Here is a 17,967-nt window from a genome sequence, read left to right as displayed (position 1 = left end):
CTCGGCGAAGCGGCACGCGTGCTGGCGATCGCCGCAGAAGAAGACCGGCACGTCGTGGTCGACGATGATCGAGACTGTCGCCCCGAGAATTGCGCTCGGGCTCGCGTCGGACCGGTAGCGGTGCGCGGCGATGTCCTCGAGCGAGCCCTCGACCACGACGCAGCCGAGGTCGTACTCGGCCAGCGCCCGCAACTCGCGCAGGAAGCGGTCACGGCCGCGGATCACCGAGGACACGTAGTCGGCGAGGGTCTTGCGCTCGACGGCTATCGACGCCTCGTAGCCCGGCAGCGAGTAGTCGCCGGCAGGCAGGGCCCGGCGGACCACCTCGATCACGTCGGGGTCGAACGCGTAGGGCTCCTGCTCCCGCGTATCGGCGACGACCTTGACGCGCTCCGCGCTAGAAGGGGATTTCGTCGTCCCCGGCGAAGCCTTGGGCATGGCCGTCTCCTGTGCTGCCGGCGGCGCCGTCGAGCACGATGCGCCGGTTGAGGTACACGTTCTCGTTGTCGCCCTTGGTCCGCTTGGTCACCTCGAGCTTCACGTCGAGCAGCCGGTCGAGGTTGGCGGGCAGGTCCGAGAGCTTCTGCAGGTCGAGGCCGCAGGTGTGCAGGTCGTTCTTCAGCCACTTGAGGTTCTCGCGGGTCGCCATGACGTTGTTCCGCCACAGCATCCGGCCGCGGAAGCGCGGCGCGAGGATGCGCAGCGTCCACTTCAGCATCGGGTTGCCCGAGGACCTCGCCGTGGTGATCTCCACCTTCTCGACGTTGACCTGGTACTTGCCGTCCGGGACCGGGTCGAACTCGCGCTCCTCGACCGGGGCGTCCTTGAACGCGTCGTCGAGCTGGGTGAGATCGACCTCGGGGCCGTCGTCTTCGCCTGGGTTACGGGGGTAGGTCATGGTGTTCTTCTCCTTGTGGCTCCTGGGTTACCGGCTGGCCGCCGCGCGGGGCTTTGCCGTCGCCGGCGCCGTCTGGGGCGGCGTGGCGGGGGTCTGGTTGTTGGGGGCAGGGGGCGTTGCGGGCGCGGCTCTCCCCGACGGACCCGCCGCGTAGGCCTCGACGAACTTGCGGAAGTCGAGGTCGATCACCTCGTGCAGCCGTCCCGTGCGATCGCCGGCCTCGTAGTGCATGCTCGGCTTGGTCCGCACCACGCGTCGCGACACCGCCTTGCCGTCGGCGCCGGTCGTGACCTCCAGGTCGCAGAAGAGGATCACGTCCACCATGCCGAGGACGATCTTCCGGGCCTTGTCCGGCAGGGTCGGCACGACGCGCGTGAGCTTCCCGGTCCGCGTCTCGAGCTCCCGCTCCTGCGAGTGGGACACAAGGAAGAGGCCGTGGGGCAGCAGCGAGAGCTTGTTCAGGACGCGGTAGAACTCGTTGTTGATGAGCGCGTAGCCCTTGCCGTAGCCGAGGTCACTCTCGTGCTCGATCTTGAACTTCTGGCAGACGTGCTCGGCGCACATTCGGTAGGCGTTGTCGACGGTGTCGATGATGATCGTCTGGTAGGGGTGCTGGCCTTCCGCGATCTCCTTGCAGGCGACGAGCAGCTCGTCCCAGGTGCCGATCGGCGCCTGGAACACCTCCAGGTTGTTGAGCCCCGCCTCGGTGGCGAGGAACAGCGCTCCCTCGGCCTGCGAGCACCAGGTCGACTTGCCGATCTTGCTCGGCCCGTAGACCAGGACCGTCAGGTCCGTGAGGGTCGTCTTGGGTGGCGTCTTCTGGCTCGGTAGCATGGTTTCTCGTCCTCCTCTGGTTTGGGGTTCAGAACGCCGGCCCCTCCTCGGGCGACGGCGAGCCTTCACGCAGCTCCTCGTGCGGAGGGCGGCGCTCGTAGAAGTTCTCGATGACGTTGGGGCTCCCGCCCGAGCGGCAGAGCGCGAAGTACGGGCAGGGCCGGCCGTACTGGAAGCAGAACGAGGTGTTCTGGTACCAGACGTCTCGGCGCCGGGCGTCGAGGAACACCTGCGTCAGCTCCCACAGCTCGGTGCGCAGGGTGTCGATCTGCTCGCGCGAGACGTAGAGCAGCTCGCGGTGGAACATCCCAGGGTCGGCGTACTTGGCGGCGAGCCTCGCCTGGAACTCCTCGTCGGTCTCGGGCAGCTTGCGTTTGGCCGAGGTCTTGCCGGTCTTCGACTTGGCGAGCAGCGCCTCGCGCCGCGCCTCGAACTCGACCTCCGTCTCGCCGGTGCCCTGCTGCAGGCGGGCCTTGACCAGGACGTTGTAGAGCACGCCGTCGACGTGGATGCCGAGGGCCTGCTCAACGTAGTGGGCGTAGAGCGTGATCTGGAAGTCGGTCCAGAGCCGCTCGAGGTAGCCGGCATCGAGGGCCGACGCGGTCTTGTGCTCGAGCAGGAAGTGCTCTGCTCCGCTGCCCCCGGGCACACGGACGATGCCGTCCACCTTGCCGGCCAGCGTGAAGCTGCGACTCGAGGCGGCGGTGGCGGGGTTGATGATCTCGCCCTCGAAGGACTTCTCGAGCGCGACGACCTCCAGTTCCTCGATGGGGTAGCGCGCCGCGTAGCCGCGCATCATCGCGGTCGCGATGTGCCAAACCCGGCGCTGCTCCTCTTCCTGGGCTCGGTTGGCGCAGGCGCGGTCGACGTGATCGAGAGCCGCGCCGAGGTCGCGCGAGAGGTGCCACGTCTCCAGGCACGTGTGGATGAGCGAGCCGAAAGAGAGGTTCCGGTCCTTCTCCAGCGGCACGAGCTCGAGCACGTACCGCCAGTGGGCTGCCTTGCGGCAGTTCCGAAAGAGGCTCCACATGGAGTACGTGGAAGTCCTGCGCTCGCTCATCGCTCGCTCCCCTCGACGGCGCCGGACCGGGCCTCGGGAGGCGCAGTGAGCCGCTCCACGGTGAAGGCGTCCTCGCCGAACTCCCGCGTGAGGAGCCCGGTGAAGATCTGGGCGACTGTCTGGCCGACGGGCGTGGCCGCGTCGACCACGCACGCGCGCTTCTTCTCGTCGAGGTAGAAGGCCGCATCGAGCCGGACCTTGGCCCGGCCGTGGATGCCCTCGGCCGAGAGCACGGCCAGCATCAGAGAGTCACGGACCTCGGTCAGCGAGGTCTTCTCGTCAAAGCTGTATCGGTAGACGTCCTGGCTCATCTTTCGTCTCCGTTGGCTCCAGGGGCTCATCGCCGTTCAGCGGTTACCTACAGGCGCTCGGCGAGATGTGTCGGCGCCGTCGAGATAGGCGGCGAGCCCCCCCTTCTCGAAGCGGCTGCGCAGCTTCTGGACCGACTCGTAGATGGTCCCGCGCGGGACACCGGTCTCCCGCGACACCTCGCTCACCGTCGAGGTCAGGAGCCGCCGGCAAAGCTCCCGGAGGTCGGAGGGCAGATCCTCGACGACCATCGCTATGTCCCGGCGCAAGTCTCGGAGATCCTCATCCTGGCGGGCTGTCCCCAACGTCTCGCGGCGATAGCTGTCCTGATCGAGGACCGGAGGCATATCGCCGGTTCCTCCACCTTCGTCGGCACGCCGCTCATCCAGGGAGCCGGCGTTGCAGCGGTAGTCCCGCAGCCCGGCCTTCTGCGTCTCGATGATCGTGGCGACGCGGTGCTCGACGATCCGCGATATGAAGGTCTCGCGTTTGGCCTTCGACGGATCGAAGCGCGGCAGGCGGCGCAGCAGATCCATCACCATGTCCTGCTCGAGGTCGTCGCGGTCAGCCGCCACGAGGCCCGCTCGCCCCACGAGCTGGCGCGCCTTGTGCCGGATGATCTTGACCGCGTATTCATCGAGTCCCTCGTACCTGTTGTCTCTTCCCATCGGGCCCTCGCGGGCCGCGGGGGAAGTCGCCGATGGGTGTCAGCCAGAGCCGGAGCGGAGCCACGCGAGAGCGGGGCGTTGCGAGTGCGCCAGTCCTGGCGACACCCACAACGACCTCCGCTTTGCGGCCGGTTCGTTGTCTGGTGCTACTGACCGTCCCTGAGCCGGGTCAGGTGACCCGGGCCCCATCCGCGACGGTCATGCGGACGGGCAATCCGTTCTGCACCACGAGGCTCTCGACCGTGACCGACCGCTCCCGGTCGAAGAGGTCGAAGAGCTCGATCACCTGTTCCTTCAGGGCGAAGTCGTCCCTGCTGCGCGCCGCGTGCGGCGCGTTGGTCTTGCCGAGGAGGAAGTCGCGCAGGACGCGCGGCGGCGGCTCAAGCACGGGCTCACCCTCGATCACGGGGAGCCCCTCGATCCGGCCGAAGTTGACCTCCTGCATCAGCACCACGAGCTGCTGCCGCGCCGGCGACAGCGCGCGCTTCGTTCGCGTCGGGCTCATCGGTCGTCCCTCCTCGGCTCGCGCGAGCGCGCGTAGGCGGCGAACAGGCTCGTGCCGTCCTCGCAATTGCCTGCGGCCTCGACGTGGAGGTCATGGTCCTCGTCGAGGACCTGCTCGACCTCCCAGCGCCGCAGGAGCCCGGGCACCCTCTGCCAGTCGTCCTCGCCGAACACCGGTGTCGTGATGGGCTTCGTGCTCGCGCGGGGCTTCTCGATCTGGGCGAGCAGCTCGGCGATGACTGGGTGCGGCCTGAGCCGGGAGACGGCGCTCATGGTCTCGGACATACCGGCGCCCGGAGAGAGGTGTCGGCGCACGACCGCGCCGAGGGCGCAGGCGACCGCCTCCACGAGCTCGTCGCCCGGCTGCCTGACCGCGATCACGCCGCCGATGGCGAGCACCGCGTCGCGCAGCGCAGCCCTGGCAGATCCAATGGGGTGAGTGGTGTTCGTCATCACGCGTTCCTCCTCTGGCCCGCGGATCTCCAAAGCCGCGACTGTCGCGGACGGGGACGCGGGCGCTTCTGATGAGGAAACGCGGTCTCGATCGCCGAGCTGGGACAGCCCTTCATGCGATTCTTCGGGGGGCGCTTTGGCCAGGGGCGGACAGGGGAGCTTCGTCGGTCGATGCCATCGTGGACCTCCTCGCCGGCGCTGTGATTGCGGGGGAGGTCCTCGGGCGTTTGACCCAGGGTGCCTCGCGGTTCTTCCCGCCGGTCACCGGCTTCGTCGGAGGGTTGCTTGCGCAACGACCGTGCCGAGGATCGAAGCGAAGCAATTACGGCATGTTAGCCGCGTCCCGAACCGGCGGGGAAAGCCTGGCAGCTCGTGAGGAAAGTCTGGAGCGGGTCCAGGAAAGTCGGTCAGGCAGGTGGAGCGATCAACGTGCCCGTTGGGCCGGTGCGGCGGCCGAGTGGACCGGTCACGGCCCGCTGCCGGAGCGGTGATGGCACGCTGTTGGGCTCTCGATGGCTCGCAGGGAGGTTCATGCCATGCTCACGGCGGCGGTGTCCCCGGCGCCGGCGAGCCCGAACGCCTTGTACATCTTCGACGCCTGGGCCTCGCCGACGCCCATGATCTCGCCGGCGCGCTTCTGCAGCCCGTCGCGCCGCTCGAAGCCTTCGGCCTGCGCGATCTCGTCAGCCAGCGTCCACAGCTCACGCTTGCAGGAGTCCTCGTCGAGAGCCTCGACCGCAGAGACGAGGGCGGCCGGGAGTCCCGTGTGCGAGAGATCGACGGCGGCGGCGCCCTCGGCGGTCTTCTTGGCCACCGCGCGCTCCATCTCCTTCTGCAGGTCTCGGACGTTGCCCGGCCAGTCGTGGCGCAGTAGGCCGACCAGGCAGCGGTCGGTCACGCGATGCTCCCCGGCGAAGTGCCTCGCGAGCAGCAGGATGTCGCCGCGACGGTCGCGCAGCGGCGGGATGGTGATCCTCACCGTGATCCGGTCGAGCAGGTCGGCGCGCAGCGTGCGGTCTGCGACCGCCTTGTCCAGGTCGGCGTTCGTCGCGAAAATGCACCGGACGTTGGGGGTGACGCTCTCGCCACCGACCTTTTCGACCGGGCGCCCCTCGAGCACCGACAGGAAGATCACCTGCAGGTCGCTCGACAGCTCGGCGAGCTCATCGACGAAGAGCGTGCCCCCGTTGGCCGCCATCATGTGACCGGCCTTGCCGTTGCGATCGATCCCCTGGACGCCGTGATTCTTGCCGTAGCCGATCCACTCGCCGCGCTGGATGTTCAGGTCGCCGCCGGCCCCGCCCGCGTTGCGCTCCACGAAGGCCTTGCTCGCGCGGCCGCTCGACACATGGAGCAACTTCGCGATGTGGGTCTTGCCGGTGCCGCGCTCGCCGAGGAGCAGGACAGCAGCGGCGCCGTCCATTAGGTTCGCGTGGTGGATGTTCTCGAACACTTCGAGCAGGGCGGGGCTTGATCCCACGACGATGCCGTCTTGGTCGATCTTCTGTCGGTAGGCGCGCTGCGCTGTGATCCTCTTCTTGTTGATGGCCGTGTGCAGGACGCGGACGTTGTCGGGGCTGTCGGTAGTGCGGGCCTCGCCGGAGATCGGCACTGTCACGCGGCGCTTGCCGCCGTGCTTCTCGAACGTGACGTCGAGCGCCGTCGCCCCACCTGATACGGGCAGCGCGACCGCCGCGCCGGAGATGATGTCCACGGGAGCCGCTGCTCCGTCGACACCCTGGAGCTGGCCCGCGAGGCGCGCCGTGACGGCGAGGGCCGCGCCGACTCCGTGGTTCGTGATCACCACCTTGTCACCCTCGCGCGCCGCGGTGAGCGAAGGCCACAGCGGGAGACCAAACTCGTTCAGCACCGCATCATCGAGTTCGCTGAGGTCGGTGACTGGTTGCTTCAGCACCTTGGATGCCTGGGCGACCGTGGTAGGGACCCGGCTCGAGGCGACGAGCCGCAGCGCCGCGGGGCTCTTGGAGTGGTTCGGCGGGAGGGCCCTGGCCGCGGTCATGCACCAGTCGAAGCGGCGCAGAAGAGTGCCGGTGTCACCGTTGCTCGCGACGAGGCGCGCGATGCAGCGCGCGTGAGCTTCAGGCCACCGCGGGGATCACGTCGATCGTCAGGTCGTCGAGCTGCCACCAGGCGTGAGCACGCCAGCTCGCCGCTGTCGGGGTCGACGTCCCAGCTCTCCTGCTCCTTGTCGATGGCCCACGATAGGATCGCCTCCTCGACCTGGGCCCGCCTCTCCGCGGGGACCGCCTGGAGCTCGCGGGCGAGCGCGGCTGCGGCAAGCGCGCCCACGCGGTGGATCTTCGCGTCGGCCTGGCACGCGGTCAGGAGCCGAGACACCTGGCTCGGATCACTTCTCGCCCGCTCGCCGAGGGCGCGGTGACGTGCTCGGCCGACATCCGAGACAAGCAGCTCATCCAGCGCCCGCAGGTGCGGGAGCCAGTTGGCCCAGTTTGACGCCACGTCGATGCCGTCGAGCAGCTCCTTGCGCGCCTCCGCGTTGATCAGCACCTCGCGAAACTTCGTTAGGTCGACGAGGTCAGGGAAGAGCCCGAGATCGGTGTCCAGCTCGTCGAGCGATCGGCGCTGCTGCGTGTAGTAGTCGGCATCCAGGATCGAGCTGACCGTGACGTCCACGACGTGATAGAAGACGCGTGCCTGCTCCTCCACCGTCTTGATCTGGTTCTTGTAGGTCAGCTTCGGGAACCGCAGACGCAGCGCGCCGCTCGTCCCCCCGATGAAGAACCGAACCTGGATGGCCCCGGCGAGCTCCTCGGACCGAACCGGGAGGTCCGAGTCGAAGGACTCGACCTTGACCTGGGCGTCAGAGCGGATCTCCTTGAGGCGCCCCGCGTTGGGATCGATGTACAGTCGGCTCTTGAAGCTCGTGTGGTCGATGCTCCGGTACTCCTCGGCCGAGGACCGAGAACTTGATCATGTAGAGCCGCTCGACGAAGCGGGTGAAGCACAGCTCGCGGAGCTTCTCGAGGTCGAACACCGCTTGCTCACCGCCTCCTTGGGGATCTTGAGGAACGCGGAGTTGAAGTCGTCCAGTCGCTCGTCGGTGATGCGCCGGCCACCGCCGGTCGTGGTGAAACGAAGGAGCCCGTCCTCGTAGAGGAAGTACCGGACACCGACCGTGTCGACGATGACATCCTGCCAGGTGAACCAGAGCGGTCGCCGCTCGTCGTAGTCGTAGGCGCGGACGGACAGCTCGTCCTGAAGACCGAGGACAACGTGCAGGGCGTCTCTGCCGCCCACGTCGTTGCGCGCGAAGAGGCCAAACCGGATCTGCGGCGTGAGCCACGCGCTCCTCAGCCCGGCGTTCAGCGCCTCGTAGTCGAACGGGATCGTGGTCTGGTACGACTGGATCGTGATCTCCCGCTGGTCCAGGATGCTCTCGGCACGAGGCGCGACCTCCAGATGCTGGATGTGGTCTTTGGGCTCGTACCGAGTGCTCATCGCGTCCCCCCTTTACACCGGCCTCCGAGTCGGCCTGTCCCCTGGCGGCGGTCTCCGAACGGCGACGACCTTGCCTTGGATGTGTAGGTCGTCGTCAGGGCCGATGAGGATCGGCCGGTAGCGCGGGTTTTCGGGGCGCAGCTCGATCCGCTCCTTTGATATCCGCAGCCGCTTCACAGTGGCCTCGTCGCCGAGGAGCGCGACCACGACGTCCCCGTTCTCGGCGACGGGCTGTTGCCGCACGACCACGAGGTCGCCGTCGCCGATGCCCGCGCGCATCATGCTGTCGCCCTGGACCTCCAGGGCAAAGTGTCGTCCACCGCGCACCACGTCATGTTCGACGAGCAGCTCGCCGACGATGTTCTCTTCGGCCAGGGCTGCCCGGCCGCGACCCTGCCGATGATGGGCACGGGATCGAGGCCCGCGACCTCTCGCTCGGGGTCCTCGACCACCTCCAGTGACCGCGCCTTCCTCGCCTCGCGTCGCACGTAGCCCTTGCGCACGAGCTGGCTCACCTGCTCGTACGCGCTGGCCGACGAGATGCCCAGGATGTCGCCGAGCTCCTTCGACGTGGGCGGGAACCCGCGCTTGCTGATGAAGGCTTGAATCGCCCGCAGCGTGCGCCGCTGCGGCTCCGTGATTTCCGTTGAAGCTGGGCGACCGCGCCGCTTCTCGTGCTGCCGGCCCTTGGGTTGTCTCGACACTCTGCTGAACCTCCCGGACGCCATCGAGGGGCCATCTCCCCTGAGGCGGGTGACGAATGGCGTCAGTATATATCCCTGACGTATATCAGGTCAAATAGGGCCTCCGTGAGGTCTAAGTGCCGACACCTCGAGCTTCTCGCCGGTAGGTAACCAGCGACGCGACCAGCGGAGCACGGTGATGAAGAGAGGGCACACGAACGACGAAACGGGATCAGGGGCAGGCGCCGCAGGTAGGGATTGCTGCTGCCCGCGCCGCTCGGGAGGAGGTCACCGACATCCTGGCCGAGGCTTTGTGGACGCTGATCTGCACCGGTGGCGGGCCATCGCCGGCGCCTTCGACCCGCTCCAGAGTGATGTCGCGCTCGGGCGACTCGTCGCGCCGCGAGCGGAACCGTCAACCAGTTGAAAACACTAGGAATTGAGAGTTGCTTTACCCGGCGAACAACGCCTCCATGGCTGATGAGGCCGGGCCCACCGAGCAGCCCGGCGAGCCGAGGAGGATGACGATGAACCCACGAAAGAAGGAAGCGGCGAGCAAGGCGCGCCGGGCCGTGGCCGGCGTCTCCGGGCAGCTCGCCACCCTGCGCGAGATGACAGTGGGCCAGCTCTGCGAGCGGTACCGCGAGGTGTTCGACGAGCCGACCCGCTCGCGCAACAAGGACCACCTGCGCAAGAAGATCGCCTGGCGGATCCAGGAGCTGGCCGAGGGCGGACTCTCGGACCACGCCCGGGCTCGCATCGCTGAGCTGGCGCCCGGCGCCCCGGTCCGATGGCGATCGAGCAACGGTGGCGGGCCGGTCCATCAGGCCCCCGAGCCGGACCAGGTGAAGGACCGCGACCCATGCCTTCCCCCACCAAGCACGGTGCTGGTCCGCGAGCACCAGGGCGTCGAGCACCGGGTCACCGTGCTCGAGGACGGCTTCGAGTACCGTGGCGCCCGCTATCGCAGCCTCTCGAAGATCGCCCAGGAGATCACCGGCACCAGATGGAACGGCTACCTCTTCTTCCGCCTGAAGAATCGGGCAAAGGAGCGCGGCGCCGGAGGTGAGGCATGATCAACGCGAGGCGGCGGCCAGGAGCGCCGAACGGGAAGCAGCCCGAGCCCAAGCGGCGCTGCGCCATCTACACGCGCAAGTCCACCTCCGAAGGGCTTGATCAAAACTTCAACTCGCTGGACGCCCAGCGGAGGCCTGCGAACGCTACATCGCAGCCAGAGCCTACGAGGGCTGGCAACTCCTGCCCGAGCACTACGACGACGGCGGCTTCACGGGTGCGAACATCGATCGCCCAGCCTTCCAGCGCATCCTGGCCGACATGGAGTCCGGCAAGATCGACGTGGTGGTCGTCTACAAGGTCGATCGCCTCTCTCGTTCCCTGCTCGACTTCGCCCAGGTCATGGACCGCTTCAACCGGGCGGGCGCGGCGTTCGTGAGCGTCACCCAGAACTTCTCGACCGCCGATGCCATGGGCCGTCTCACGCTCAACATGCTGATGTCGTTTGCGGAATTTGAGAGATCCATGATCGCGGAGCGGACGCGGGACAAGATCGTCGCCTCACGCCGCAAGGGCAAGTGGACCGGCGGTCCGGTGCCCATCGGCTACGACGTCGTCGATAAGCACCTGGTCATCAACGAGCTCGAGGCTGTGGTGGTGCGCGAGCTGTTCGATCTCTACGAGCAAAACCGCTCGGCGCTCGCCGTGGCCCGCCTCCTCGACAAGGCTGGGCGAACCACGAAGCGCCACCGCGCCAACAACGGCAACGTGCGCGAGGGGAAGCGATGGACCAAGGACGCGGTCCTGCGCGTGCTCCGCAACCCGGTCTTCGCGGGCTACATGCCGTGCCACGGCGAGCTGCACGAGGGGGAGCACGCGGCCATCATCGACCGCGAGCTCTGGCAGCGCGTCGCCGACCAGCTCGACGGTAAGGTGGGGCCTCGGCGACCCGGCTCCCGCAACCCGGCCTACCTGCTCCGGGGCGCGCTGCGCTGCGGCCACTGCGGCATGGCCATGACCCCGGCCTCGACCCGCAAGAAGGACGGGACCGAGTACCGCTACTACCGGTGCGTGACCCGGGACAAGGAGGGCCGTGGCGCCTGCCCGGCGAGACCGCTCCCCGCGGCGGCCATCGAGGGCTTCGTGGTCGAGCGTCTGCGCGAGGCGACCGCGAGCGGGGGGCTGGCCAAGGACGTGCACCGGAAGCTGCTGGGCAAGCTCGATTCCCGGCGCAAGGGCCTACAGACCGAGCGCCGTGACCTGCCGGCCAGGATCGCGAGCCTGTCGGCCGAGGGCCGCAACCTCGTCGAGACGCTTGGCCAGGCCAGGGGCACCGCGCACCGCCTGCTCGAGGAGCGCATCGAGGACATCGGCGGCCAGCTCGCCGCCTGCGAGCTTCGCCTCGCTGAGGTGGAGCGGGCGCTCGCCAACCTGGACCAGACCGAGGTCGAGGTCCGGTGGGTGGCCGAGACGCTCGCCCGCTTCGACGCGGTCTGGGACGTGATGACCCCGGAGAACCAGGCCCGGCTCGTCGCGGCGGTCGTCGAGCGGGTCGAGGTGGACGAGCCGAGCGGCCGCGTCACTGCTGTGCTCGCGGACCTCGACCTCGGCGACGACGAAGAGGATGACCAGGCCGACACCGCGCCCACGCCGGCCGCGGCTCAACCGACGATGGAGACGACACTATGAACGACGCCGGGCCCGGGATCTGCGGGACGAACGAGGACACTGCCGCCGAGGAGACCATGTCGCCCTCCGGCCAGCGCATCTTCACCGGCCACCTGTTCCGCGTCCGCGACGCGCCCTGGGGGCTTCAGCGAGCAGGAGCCCGCGCCACCGCCAGCCTCGGTCCGCCGCCCGGCCCGCGTGGCCCAGATGCTCGCGCTCGCCCACCGCTTCCAGGCCGCCATCGACCTCGGCGACTACCGCGACCGCGCCGATCTCGCCCGCCAGCTCGGGTTCACCCGGGCCCGCATCTCCCAGCTCCTCGACCTCCTGACGCTCGCCCCCGACCTCCAGGAGCAGATCATCGACCTCGAGGCCGTCGACGGCGTCGAGCCGCTGAGCGAGCGGGCGCTGCGAGCGGTGGTGAAGATCGAGGGATGGTCAGAACAGAGGCGAGCTTTGGAGTGCCTCGAAATCCCACTCAGCGCACCTTCAAGGTGTGCCTGTCAATGAACTGCGCAGATGTGAGACCATGATCAGACAGAAGGCGATCAACGTCCTTTGCTTGCCACTCGCCAACGGTTCGTGATGCGAGCCCGTCAAGAAAGCCCTCTACCGATTCTACGAGCCCTTGGAGCTTTTTCTGGCGTCATCACCCGACAGCCATCGGGAACGAATACGCCTGGGCCACGTTTCGCTGTGGGCGCCACGAACACCGGTGTACCGTTCCTCGTCGCGTAGTTCGCCTTGAACCACTCCATGCTGTGAAGCAGTTGTTCCGCATCCTTCTTCGGGAGCTTGTCGTAGCTCGCCTCATTCTTTGCCTCGATGACGAGGCTCAGAACCGGCCACAGGGCTAGATTGTCAGGACCCTCTGCCAGCTCCTTTTCCGGACGAGTCGAGTCTACACCAAGGAGACCGAACAACTCCTCGAGTGCTGCTTCGAAGCGCTGGGCCGGCACATCGAACGCGAGTGAAGACTTGATCGTATGGAAATGGGCCACGATCCCATTGCCGTCGGAATAGCTGCCGAGCTTCTTGATGATCGCTGCGGCGACTTCCCAGCGCCCTGGGTCTGCCGGCTTCAGGACGATTCCTGGCGGTGGTCGAAAGATGCCCACTCTGTTCTTGGTGAAAGCCGCCTTCTGCAGCTTCGCTGCGCCACCCGGATCCGACTCAACCGTGAAGTTCGCAAGTAGCTGAAGATATCCGGCCGCGACGCTCTCGCTCGGTGAGGCAGCGTCCATTGCCTTCTGGAGAAGCTCGCGACCGCTGAGAGGGTCACCGTCAACAGCCGCGCGGATCGCGTCTCGCTCTGCCCCCGCGAGCGCCACGTGGTCCAGCAGGGGTGAACTCGAGGTCAGCCCGGATACCTCTTGGCGCACACGAAGGTCATAGAAGTCCTTCCAGCCCTCGTCTCGGGTAAGGCACTTCTTGACTAGATCTCGAAATGCCGCTTCCGGAGCGGTGGCACCATCATCCCGAGCAAGATCGGCCAGTTCTTTAGCGAGTCGTAGCTGAATGCGAACATCTGGACTCATTCGGTCCTGGATCTCGCGGCGTGTGATGAAACTCGCCAACTCTGGACCCGCAAGAACGCACACAGCGTAGTCGGCATTGGAACGTACGGCCCGTCCCATCCCCTGCTCAATGCGGTTCAATGTACGGTTTCGTACGCCTCCAGGCAGTCCGGGATTCGAGCTGTCCAGACGATCGATCGCACCGCTTCCATAAGGTACGCCATCGATGACCAGTACACGGCAGGCATCGTCGGGAAGATCGATCCCGTCGTACCTCTGCGTGAAAACGACGAACTTCTGTTTGCCAGCCTTCAGTCCTTCGACCGCGATAGCGACGTCAGAGCCAAAGACGAGCGCGGCGCCATGAGCAGCCCATTCGCGCGCCTGCTTTTCCGACGAGCAGAGGACCACCACGGTGTACTTCGCGGAGGTTGCCTGGCACCACGTCATTGTCCACGCACGTTGTAGCGAAGGATCCAGCAGGAACGGTGCGAGCACCATTCGCTCCCCAAGGCCGCCCTCTGACGTTGGCACAACGGGCGTTGTCGCGGGCACTACAGCACAGCCGAGTTCACGTACCAGGACCGAGTCGTCGGTCAATGTTGCTGACATGAACAGTCGATGATCAGCACGCTCAAATGCGCGAACTCGGTCGACAAGAGGGATGAGCGGTGCGATTTCGCTCGAATCGGCAGTGACAACGCACCTGCACCACCGAAGGACATCGCGGAGATATGGCCATGTGAACCTGAACTCGTTCGTTTCTTCGAACGGGTCTAGGGCGCCGCGCACTTCATCGACGATCCCCCGCCACGACCAGTAGGGATCTCCATCACTGCATCTGGGCGGCCGGCTCGAATGTCATCCCATGTCGTGGACGAGTAGGAGCGGCCCAATGGTTCGAGCACCGATAGCAGTGCATTGTAGGGATCCGGGCTGGCACACCGGAGTGTGAATGCGTTACGGATCTCCTCAACACCAGAATGGGAGTCATCGAGTACGATAGCAGCCGGTGTGATGAGGAGCTCCGGTCGGTCGAAGGTGGTCTTTGCATTGAAGAGCTTGTCATACGTGCAGACGATTATTGCCTCACCAGCCACGCAGCGCTGATCTGGCCATCGTTCACCCCCCGGGTAGGTGCGAGCGTCGATGCCGAGACGCGCTGCTTCGGCGATTACCTGTTCCACAAGCTGGACGGTTGGGCACAGATACACGACTGGACGCCCAGTCTCAGCCATGTGCGAGAGGAGGTATAGGAGCCCGACGGCGGACTTGCCAGTGCCGGTTGGCATCTTGACAACATGGTCGTGCTCTCCGCGACGCTGATGCAGTGCACGCAAAGCTTCTTTCTGAGGCTCGCGCAGGGAGATATGCGACGTCTTGCGATCAAGCCCGCGGAAGAGGACAAGCGGATCCGCCGAGCGTTCGCCAGTCTTCTTTGGAACCAGTTTCTTGAAGTCAACCATGGTACTCGTCCAATAGGGTCAGCATAGGGCAGACCTCGATTGCCTCACTCGCTCTCGAATCCCTGAGTGGTGAACTTCAGCGTCCGGCTGTTCTCGGTTACGGTTCGCACGACGTGCTCGGGCGCGCCGCCCGGGATGTTCGCCTCGATCTCCAGGATCACCTTCACGTCTGCTCCGACGAGTCCTGCCAGATGGGTGATGACCTCGTCCGCAATCCGGCTGGCGTCCCTGCCCACGCGAGTCGGGTCGAGCACGACCGTTCCGTGGAAACGCCTCGGCTGGTTTGGCTCGACCGGTGGCATCGGTGGCTCTGGAGCGGTCGCGGTGCCGGGCGATGGCCCGACAGCGGTACCGGCGCATCCGTTCGCGGTTGCCGTCGTTTGCCCCGATGTGGTCTGGTGCGCCGGCCGTTCCGCTTCGAGTTGGACCCGAACGGCGTCGGCCCTGACGAGCACCCCACCGGTGTCACCGTCTGAAATCGCAACCTGGCGACCGAACTGCAGCCCGCGGTAGCGCTTTGCCTGCTCGTCGTAGCTGTCGGCGAAAGCAAAGGAGTCCTGCTCCCACGTCAGGAGGCCCAGACCGCTCCGGACCGCTTCGAGCAACACAGACGGGTCCTTGAGCCGCTGGAGGTAGAGGTATCGGGCGAAGTCTTCCACGAGCTGTTGGATCGACACGTGGTCCCCGCGCCACAGGGGCACGCGATCCATCTCCATGCGCAGGCGAGAAGCGGCCATGCTCGTGACCAGCAGCTCGTCGTTCCGCAGCTTCTTGCTCGCTCGAACGGCCAGCGAGTCTTGGCCGGAAAGACGGATGGCTTGCCACTCCACGGGAGCCTGCGAGTTGCTCTGGGTGGGAACGAGCAACCACTGATAGGCCTCAGGGAGTCGTGCCACGACAGCGCCGTCGGCACCACTCTGTTGGGTCTCGGCCTGCTTCACCTGGTGAGGGGAGAGGTCCAGCGTGTCCTTCTCGGCAACGATGGATTCCCAAGCGAGGTAGCGGCGAACCGCTTCGTCTAGATCCTGCAACCGAGTCTTGTCTACTGCGATGAAGACGAGGCTGTTGCGATAGAGGCGCTGCGCGCTGCCACGCAATTCGAGGATGGCCTTTGCAGCGGTCTCTGCAGGGCTATCCGGCTCCTTGCTGTATGGATGATCGACCCCGAGCACAACCAATCGCGCGTCCATGTCGTCCGGTACGTCCTGTCCCGACCTGGGCAGCGGGTGGATGCGGCTGAAGTCGCCGGTCTTGCGCAGATCGGCACGCAGTCTGCGGTCAAGCTCCTGCACCACCTTGTCGGGGTCGCGCTTGAGCTGTTCGGCACGGTCCTCGGCCAGCTTGGTAACCGTGGGCTGAGTCGAGTACCAGTAGCGCGGCCCATCCTGGTATAGGTAAGTGGCGGCGCCAGCGAGTCGCCGCAGGGCGTCCCCGAAGACGGCGGGCGACTCACCCGGCATCACGCAGCCGAGCTTCACGCGTCGGTCCTCGATGCCACGGTTGGCGGCGGTGGGGGTCGGAGCCGAACCCAGATAGATCGTGCGGGCCACGCGCCGGCAGGCGGCGAACTTGCCAAGATTCGGAACCTCGCCGTCGAGGCGTAACGGCAGCGAACTTGGGCCGTCCACGTCCTTTTCGATGACCGGCACCCAGTTGTCGGAGAGGTAGCGCGTCAGCTCGAACTGCACGCGGGGGTCGTCGATGGATATGTTCGCCGGCAGGATCAGCGGGTTCTTGTCGCCCTTCTCCCACAAGCTGTGGATCACCGCCGCCATCAGCCGCAGCACGCCGCGGGTGCGCTGGAACTTCACGAGCGTAGACCAGTCGGTGTACAGCCTATCGAACACCTCTGGATGGATGGGGTACGCAGCCTTGAGCCGCTTTTCGTAGTCAGCGTCACGGCACTCGAGCGGGAACTCCTGGTGCTGCGTGCGATAGAGGTCGTAGAACTCGCGGGCCACGGTATCGCGCGCAACGAACTGCGCCTGATCGACGAGCGGCTCGAACAGCCGTCGGCGCACGATCTCGAAACCCTCCTCGGCGCTGGCCGGCCGCCAAGACGACTCGACCCGGCCTACCACGTTCCGCAGCCGATCGAGTGCCTCGCGACCCCGCTGACCGCCGACCTCAACGTCATCTGCCTGCGTGTGCGGTGAGCCGGCGGTGTCCGATGCCGGAAGGCTGATCACCAGCAGGCAGTTCTGCACCAGCTTGGCCGACTCGGTGAGCACCTGGGCAAAGGTGAACTGCGTCTCGAAGCTCCCCGCGGGCAGGTCGCTCTGATCGTGGAGCTGGCGGGCATAGGCAACCCATTCGTCGATCAACACAAGGCAGGGTCCGTACTCCTTGAACAGCTCCCGGAGCGTATCTCCCGGGCTGGTTGCCTTCTCGTCGTCGGCGCGCACGCGATCGAACGCCTTCTTACCGCCGAGCTGCCAGGCGAGCTCACCCCAGAGGGTGCGCACAACGGTGCCGTCGGGCTTCTTGACCGGGTTGCCCGGCGAGATTTTGTTGCCGACCAGTACAACCCGACGCGCGGCGGGCAGCTTCGGAAGTGTCAGCCTCGGTCAAAACGGCGTCGACGCCCGCGAGTTCGCCGGGAGCCACCCCCGGAGAAGAGGTGGTAGAGCGCTAGCATCGAATGGGTCTTCCCGCCGCCGAAGTTCGTCTGGAGCTGCACAACCGGGTCGCCGCCATTGCTCGAAAGCCGCTGCACCGCGCGCCCACGAGGAGGCGCTTCAAGCTCTCGGTGAGGTAGGTGCGTCGGAAGAACTCGGCCGGATTCTTGTACTCGTCGGTCCCCTCGCCGACATGGACCTGCCAGAGATCAGCGGCGAACTCGGCCTGCTGGTAGCGGCCGCTGGCCACGTCCTTGTGTGGCGTGATCACTTCGCGCCATGGCTTCAGGTTGCCCGTGGCCTGGCTCTCGATGGCCGTGCCGGCGCTCTTGCGCTTCTCGGTCCGCATCTGCTCGTCGAAGCGCACCCGCAGGAGCTCCATCTTCAGCTTGTCGGCATCCTGCGACTCCGGCGCCGACACCGCGGACAGAAGCCGGCCCGTAGAATCGAGCGCTCGGTAGGCGTCGTCGCTCGAGAAGGTCTGCTGGTGCGCCCACCTGTTTCGGACATCCTGGAGCTCGCGCACCAGAGTCCGATCCGCCTTGACCGAGCGTCCGGCGGAAGACATCGTTCCACGCCTCCCACATCAGCTGAGGAGCGCGGCCGCGTCCCACTCCGGCCAACGGCTTGCCCGCGAGGAGGCGGTCCTCTCCCATGAGCCGTCTCGCCTGCGCAAGGGCATCGTTCTTGTAAACGCTCTTGAGCTCGCGCTCGATGAACGGCACCAGACCCGCGCGGAGCAGCTCCAGCCCTTTGCCCACACGTTCGTGATTTGTCATGGCCATCGGAAGCTCT

The 17,967-nt window shown here is 66.5% G+C and carries 15 protein-coding genes and 3 pseudogenes; 3 read left to right on the top strand and 15 right to left on the bottom strand.

The window, feature by feature from the left end; all coding sequences use genetic code 11:
* From IPL40_14330 to lexA, 12 genes and pseudogenes are all read right to left on the bottom strand, one after another.
* Positions 1-438: ERCC4 domain-containing protein (locus IPL40_14330; GenBank protein ID MBK8482317.1), on the bottom strand; the 438-nt coding region annotated here is incomplete at its 3' end.
* Positions 398-898 (bottom strand): DUF669 domain-containing protein, encoded by a 501-nt coding sequence (locus tag IPL40_14325; GenBank protein MBK8482316.1) that lies wholly within the window; start codon positions 896-898, stop codon positions 398-400. The genes IPL40_14330 and IPL40_14325, both read right to left, overlap by 41 nt.
* 27 nt (positions 899-925) lie before the next feature.
* Complete coding sequence (locus IPL40_14320; protein ID MBK8482315.1) at positions 926-1,732, bottom strand: ATP-binding protein; 807 nt, start codon at positions 1,730-1,732, stop codon at positions 926-928.
* 28 nt (positions 1,733-1,760) lie between these two features.
* Positions 1,761-2,792 (bottom strand): PD-(D/E)XK nuclease family protein, encoded by a 1,032-nt coding sequence (locus IPL40_14315; protein ID MBK8482314.1) that lies wholly within the window; start codon positions 2,790-2,792, stop codon positions 1,761-1,763.
* Positions 2,789-3,103 carry a hypothetical protein gene (locus IPL40_14310; GenBank protein MBK8482313.1) on the bottom strand — a complete coding sequence of 105 codons (315 nt, stop codon included), beginning with the start codon at positions 3,101-3,103 and terminating at the stop codon, positions 2,789-2,791. Before IPL40_14310 ends, IPL40_14315 begins: the two co-directional genes overlap by 4 nt.
* 36 nt (positions 3,104-3,139) lie before the next feature.
* On the bottom strand, positions 3,140-3,769 hold the full coding sequence (locus IPL40_14305; protein ID MBK8482312.1) for a sigma-70 family RNA polymerase sigma factor: 630 nt from the start codon (positions 3,767-3,769) through the stop codon (positions 3,140-3,142).
* Between the two features lie 169 nt (positions 3,770-3,938).
* On the bottom strand, positions 3,939-4,274 hold the full coding sequence (locus tag IPL40_14300; protein MBK8482311.1) for a hypothetical protein: 336 nt from the start codon (positions 4,272-4,274) through the stop codon (positions 3,939-3,941).
* The gene (locus IPL40_14295) at positions 4,271-4,726 is read right to left on the bottom strand and encodes a hypothetical protein (protein MBK8482310.1); all 456 of its coding nucleotides are present in this window, start codon (positions 4,724-4,726) and stop codon (positions 4,271-4,273) included. Before IPL40_14295 ends, IPL40_14300 begins: the two co-directional genes overlap by 4 nt.
* Positions 4,727-5,255: 529 nt before the next feature.
* Positions 5,256-6,746: a sigma 54-interacting transcriptional regulator gene (locus tag IPL40_14290; GenBank protein MBK8482309.1), complete on the bottom strand. Its 1,491-nt coding sequence runs from the start codon at positions 6,744-6,746 to the stop codon at positions 5,256-5,258.
* Positions 6,743-7,414: a hypothetical protein gene (locus IPL40_14285; protein ID MBK8482308.1), complete on the bottom strand. Its 672-nt coding sequence runs from the start codon at positions 7,412-7,414 to the stop codon at positions 6,743-6,745. Before IPL40_14285 ends, IPL40_14290 begins: the two co-directional genes overlap by 4 nt.
* A gap of 264 nt (positions 7,415-7,678) precedes the next feature.
* The gene (locus IPL40_14280; protein ID MBK8482307.1) at positions 7,679-8,206 is read right to left on the bottom strand and encodes a hypothetical protein; all 528 of its coding nucleotides are present in this window, start codon (positions 8,204-8,206) and stop codon (positions 7,679-7,681) included.
* 12 nt (positions 8,207-8,218) lie between these two features.
* Positions 8,219-8,934: pseudogene (gene lexA / locus IPL40_14275) on the bottom strand (transcriptional repressor LexA).
* 482 nt (positions 8,935-9,416) lie between these two features.
* Between lexA and IPL40_14270 the strand changes: the two are divergent.
* The 3 genes and pseudogenes from IPL40_14270 to IPL40_14260 all read left to right on the top strand — a co-directional run bounded on the left by IPL40_14270 (position 9,417) and on the right by IPL40_14260 (position 12,081).
* Positions 9,417-9,965: a DUF2924 domain-containing protein gene (locus IPL40_14270; protein ID MBK8482306.1), complete on the top strand. Its 549-nt coding sequence runs from the start codon at positions 9,417-9,419 to the stop codon at positions 9,963-9,965.
* Positions 9,962-11,592, top strand: a pseudogene (locus tag IPL40_14265) (recombinase family protein). The gene IPL40_14270 and the pseudogene IPL40_14265 overlap by 4 nt, the downstream one beginning before the upstream one ends.
* Before the next feature lie 186 nt (positions 11,593-11,778).
* Entirely contained in the window at positions 11,779-12,081 is a 303-nt protein-coding gene (locus tag IPL40_14260) for a hypothetical protein (protein MBK8482305.1), read from the top strand.
* An 86-nt stretch (positions 12,082-12,167) separates the two neighbouring features.
* Here IPL40_14260 and IPL40_14255 read toward each other — a convergent pair whose 3' ends face one another.
* From IPL40_14255 to IPL40_14245, 3 genes and pseudogenes are all read right to left on the bottom strand, one after another.
* On the bottom strand, positions 12,168-13,586 hold the full coding sequence (locus IPL40_14255) for a hypothetical protein (protein MBK8482304.1): 1,419 nt from the start codon (positions 13,584-13,586) through the stop codon (positions 12,168-12,170).
* Between the two features lie 278 nt (positions 13,587-13,864).
* On the bottom strand, positions 13,865-14,554 hold the full coding sequence (locus tag IPL40_14250; GenBank protein ID MBK8482303.1) for a DEAD/DEAH box helicase family protein: 690 nt from the start codon (positions 14,552-14,554) through the stop codon (positions 13,865-13,867).
* Positions 14,555-14,598: 44 nt separating this feature from the next.
* Positions 14,599-17,957, bottom strand: a pseudogene (locus IPL40_14245) (DUF499 domain-containing protein).
* Between the last annotated feature and the right edge of the window lie 10 nt (positions 17,958-17,967).

It is taken from the genome of Pseudomonadota bacterium, from assembly GCA_016711215.1.
GTDB lineage: Bacteria > Myxococcota_A > Polyangia.
This window is presented reverse-complemented; position numbering and strand designations above follow the sequence as displayed.

Excerpts from the sequence above, each read along its gene's own strand:
- IPL40_14290 (MBK8482309.1), bottom strand. The coding sequence starts at position 6,746 with ATGACCGCGGCCAGGGCCCTCCCGCCGAACCACTCCAAGAGCCCCGCG.
- IPL40_14315 (MBK8482314.1), bottom strand. The coding sequence starts at position 2,792 with ATGAGCGAGCGCAGGACTTCCACGTACTCCATGTGGAGCCTCTTTCGG.
- IPL40_14320 (MBK8482315.1), bottom strand. The coding sequence starts at position 1,732 with ATGCTACCGAGCCAGAAGACGCCACCCAAGACGACCCTCACGGACCTG.
- IPL40_14260 (MBK8482305.1), top strand. The coding sequence starts at position 11,779 with ATGCTCGCGCTCGCCCACCGCTTCCAGGCCGCCATCGACCTCGGCGAC.
- IPL40_14270 (MBK8482306.1), top strand. The coding sequence starts at position 9,417 with ATGAACCCACGAAAGAAGGAAGCGGCGAGCAAGGCGCGCCGGGCCGTG.
- IPL40_14250 (MBK8482303.1), bottom strand. The coding sequence starts at position 14,554 with ATGGTTGACTTCAAGAAACTGGTTCCAAAGAAGACTGGCGAACGCTCG.
- IPL40_14325 (MBK8482316.1), bottom strand. The coding sequence starts at position 898 with ATGACCTACCCCCGTAACCCAGGCGAAGACGACGGCCCCGAGGTCGAT.
- IPL40_14280 (MBK8482307.1), bottom strand. The coding sequence starts at position 8,206 with ATGAGCACTCGGTACGAGCCCAAAGACCACATCCAGCATCTGGAGGTC.
- IPL40_14305 (MBK8482312.1), bottom strand. The coding sequence starts at position 3,769 with ATGGGAAGAGACAACAGGTACGAGGGACTCGATGAATACGCGGTCAAG.
- IPL40_14310 (MBK8482313.1), bottom strand. The coding sequence starts at position 3,103 with ATGAGCCAGGACGTCTACCGATACAGCTTTGACGAGAAGACCTCGCTG.
- IPL40_14295 (MBK8482310.1), bottom strand. The coding sequence starts at position 4,726 with ATGACGAACACCACTCACCCCATTGGATCTGCCAGGGCTGCGCTGCGC.
- IPL40_14300 (MBK8482311.1), bottom strand. The coding sequence starts at position 4,274 with ATGAGCCCGACGCGAACGAAGCGCGCGCTGTCGCCGGCGCGGCAGCAG.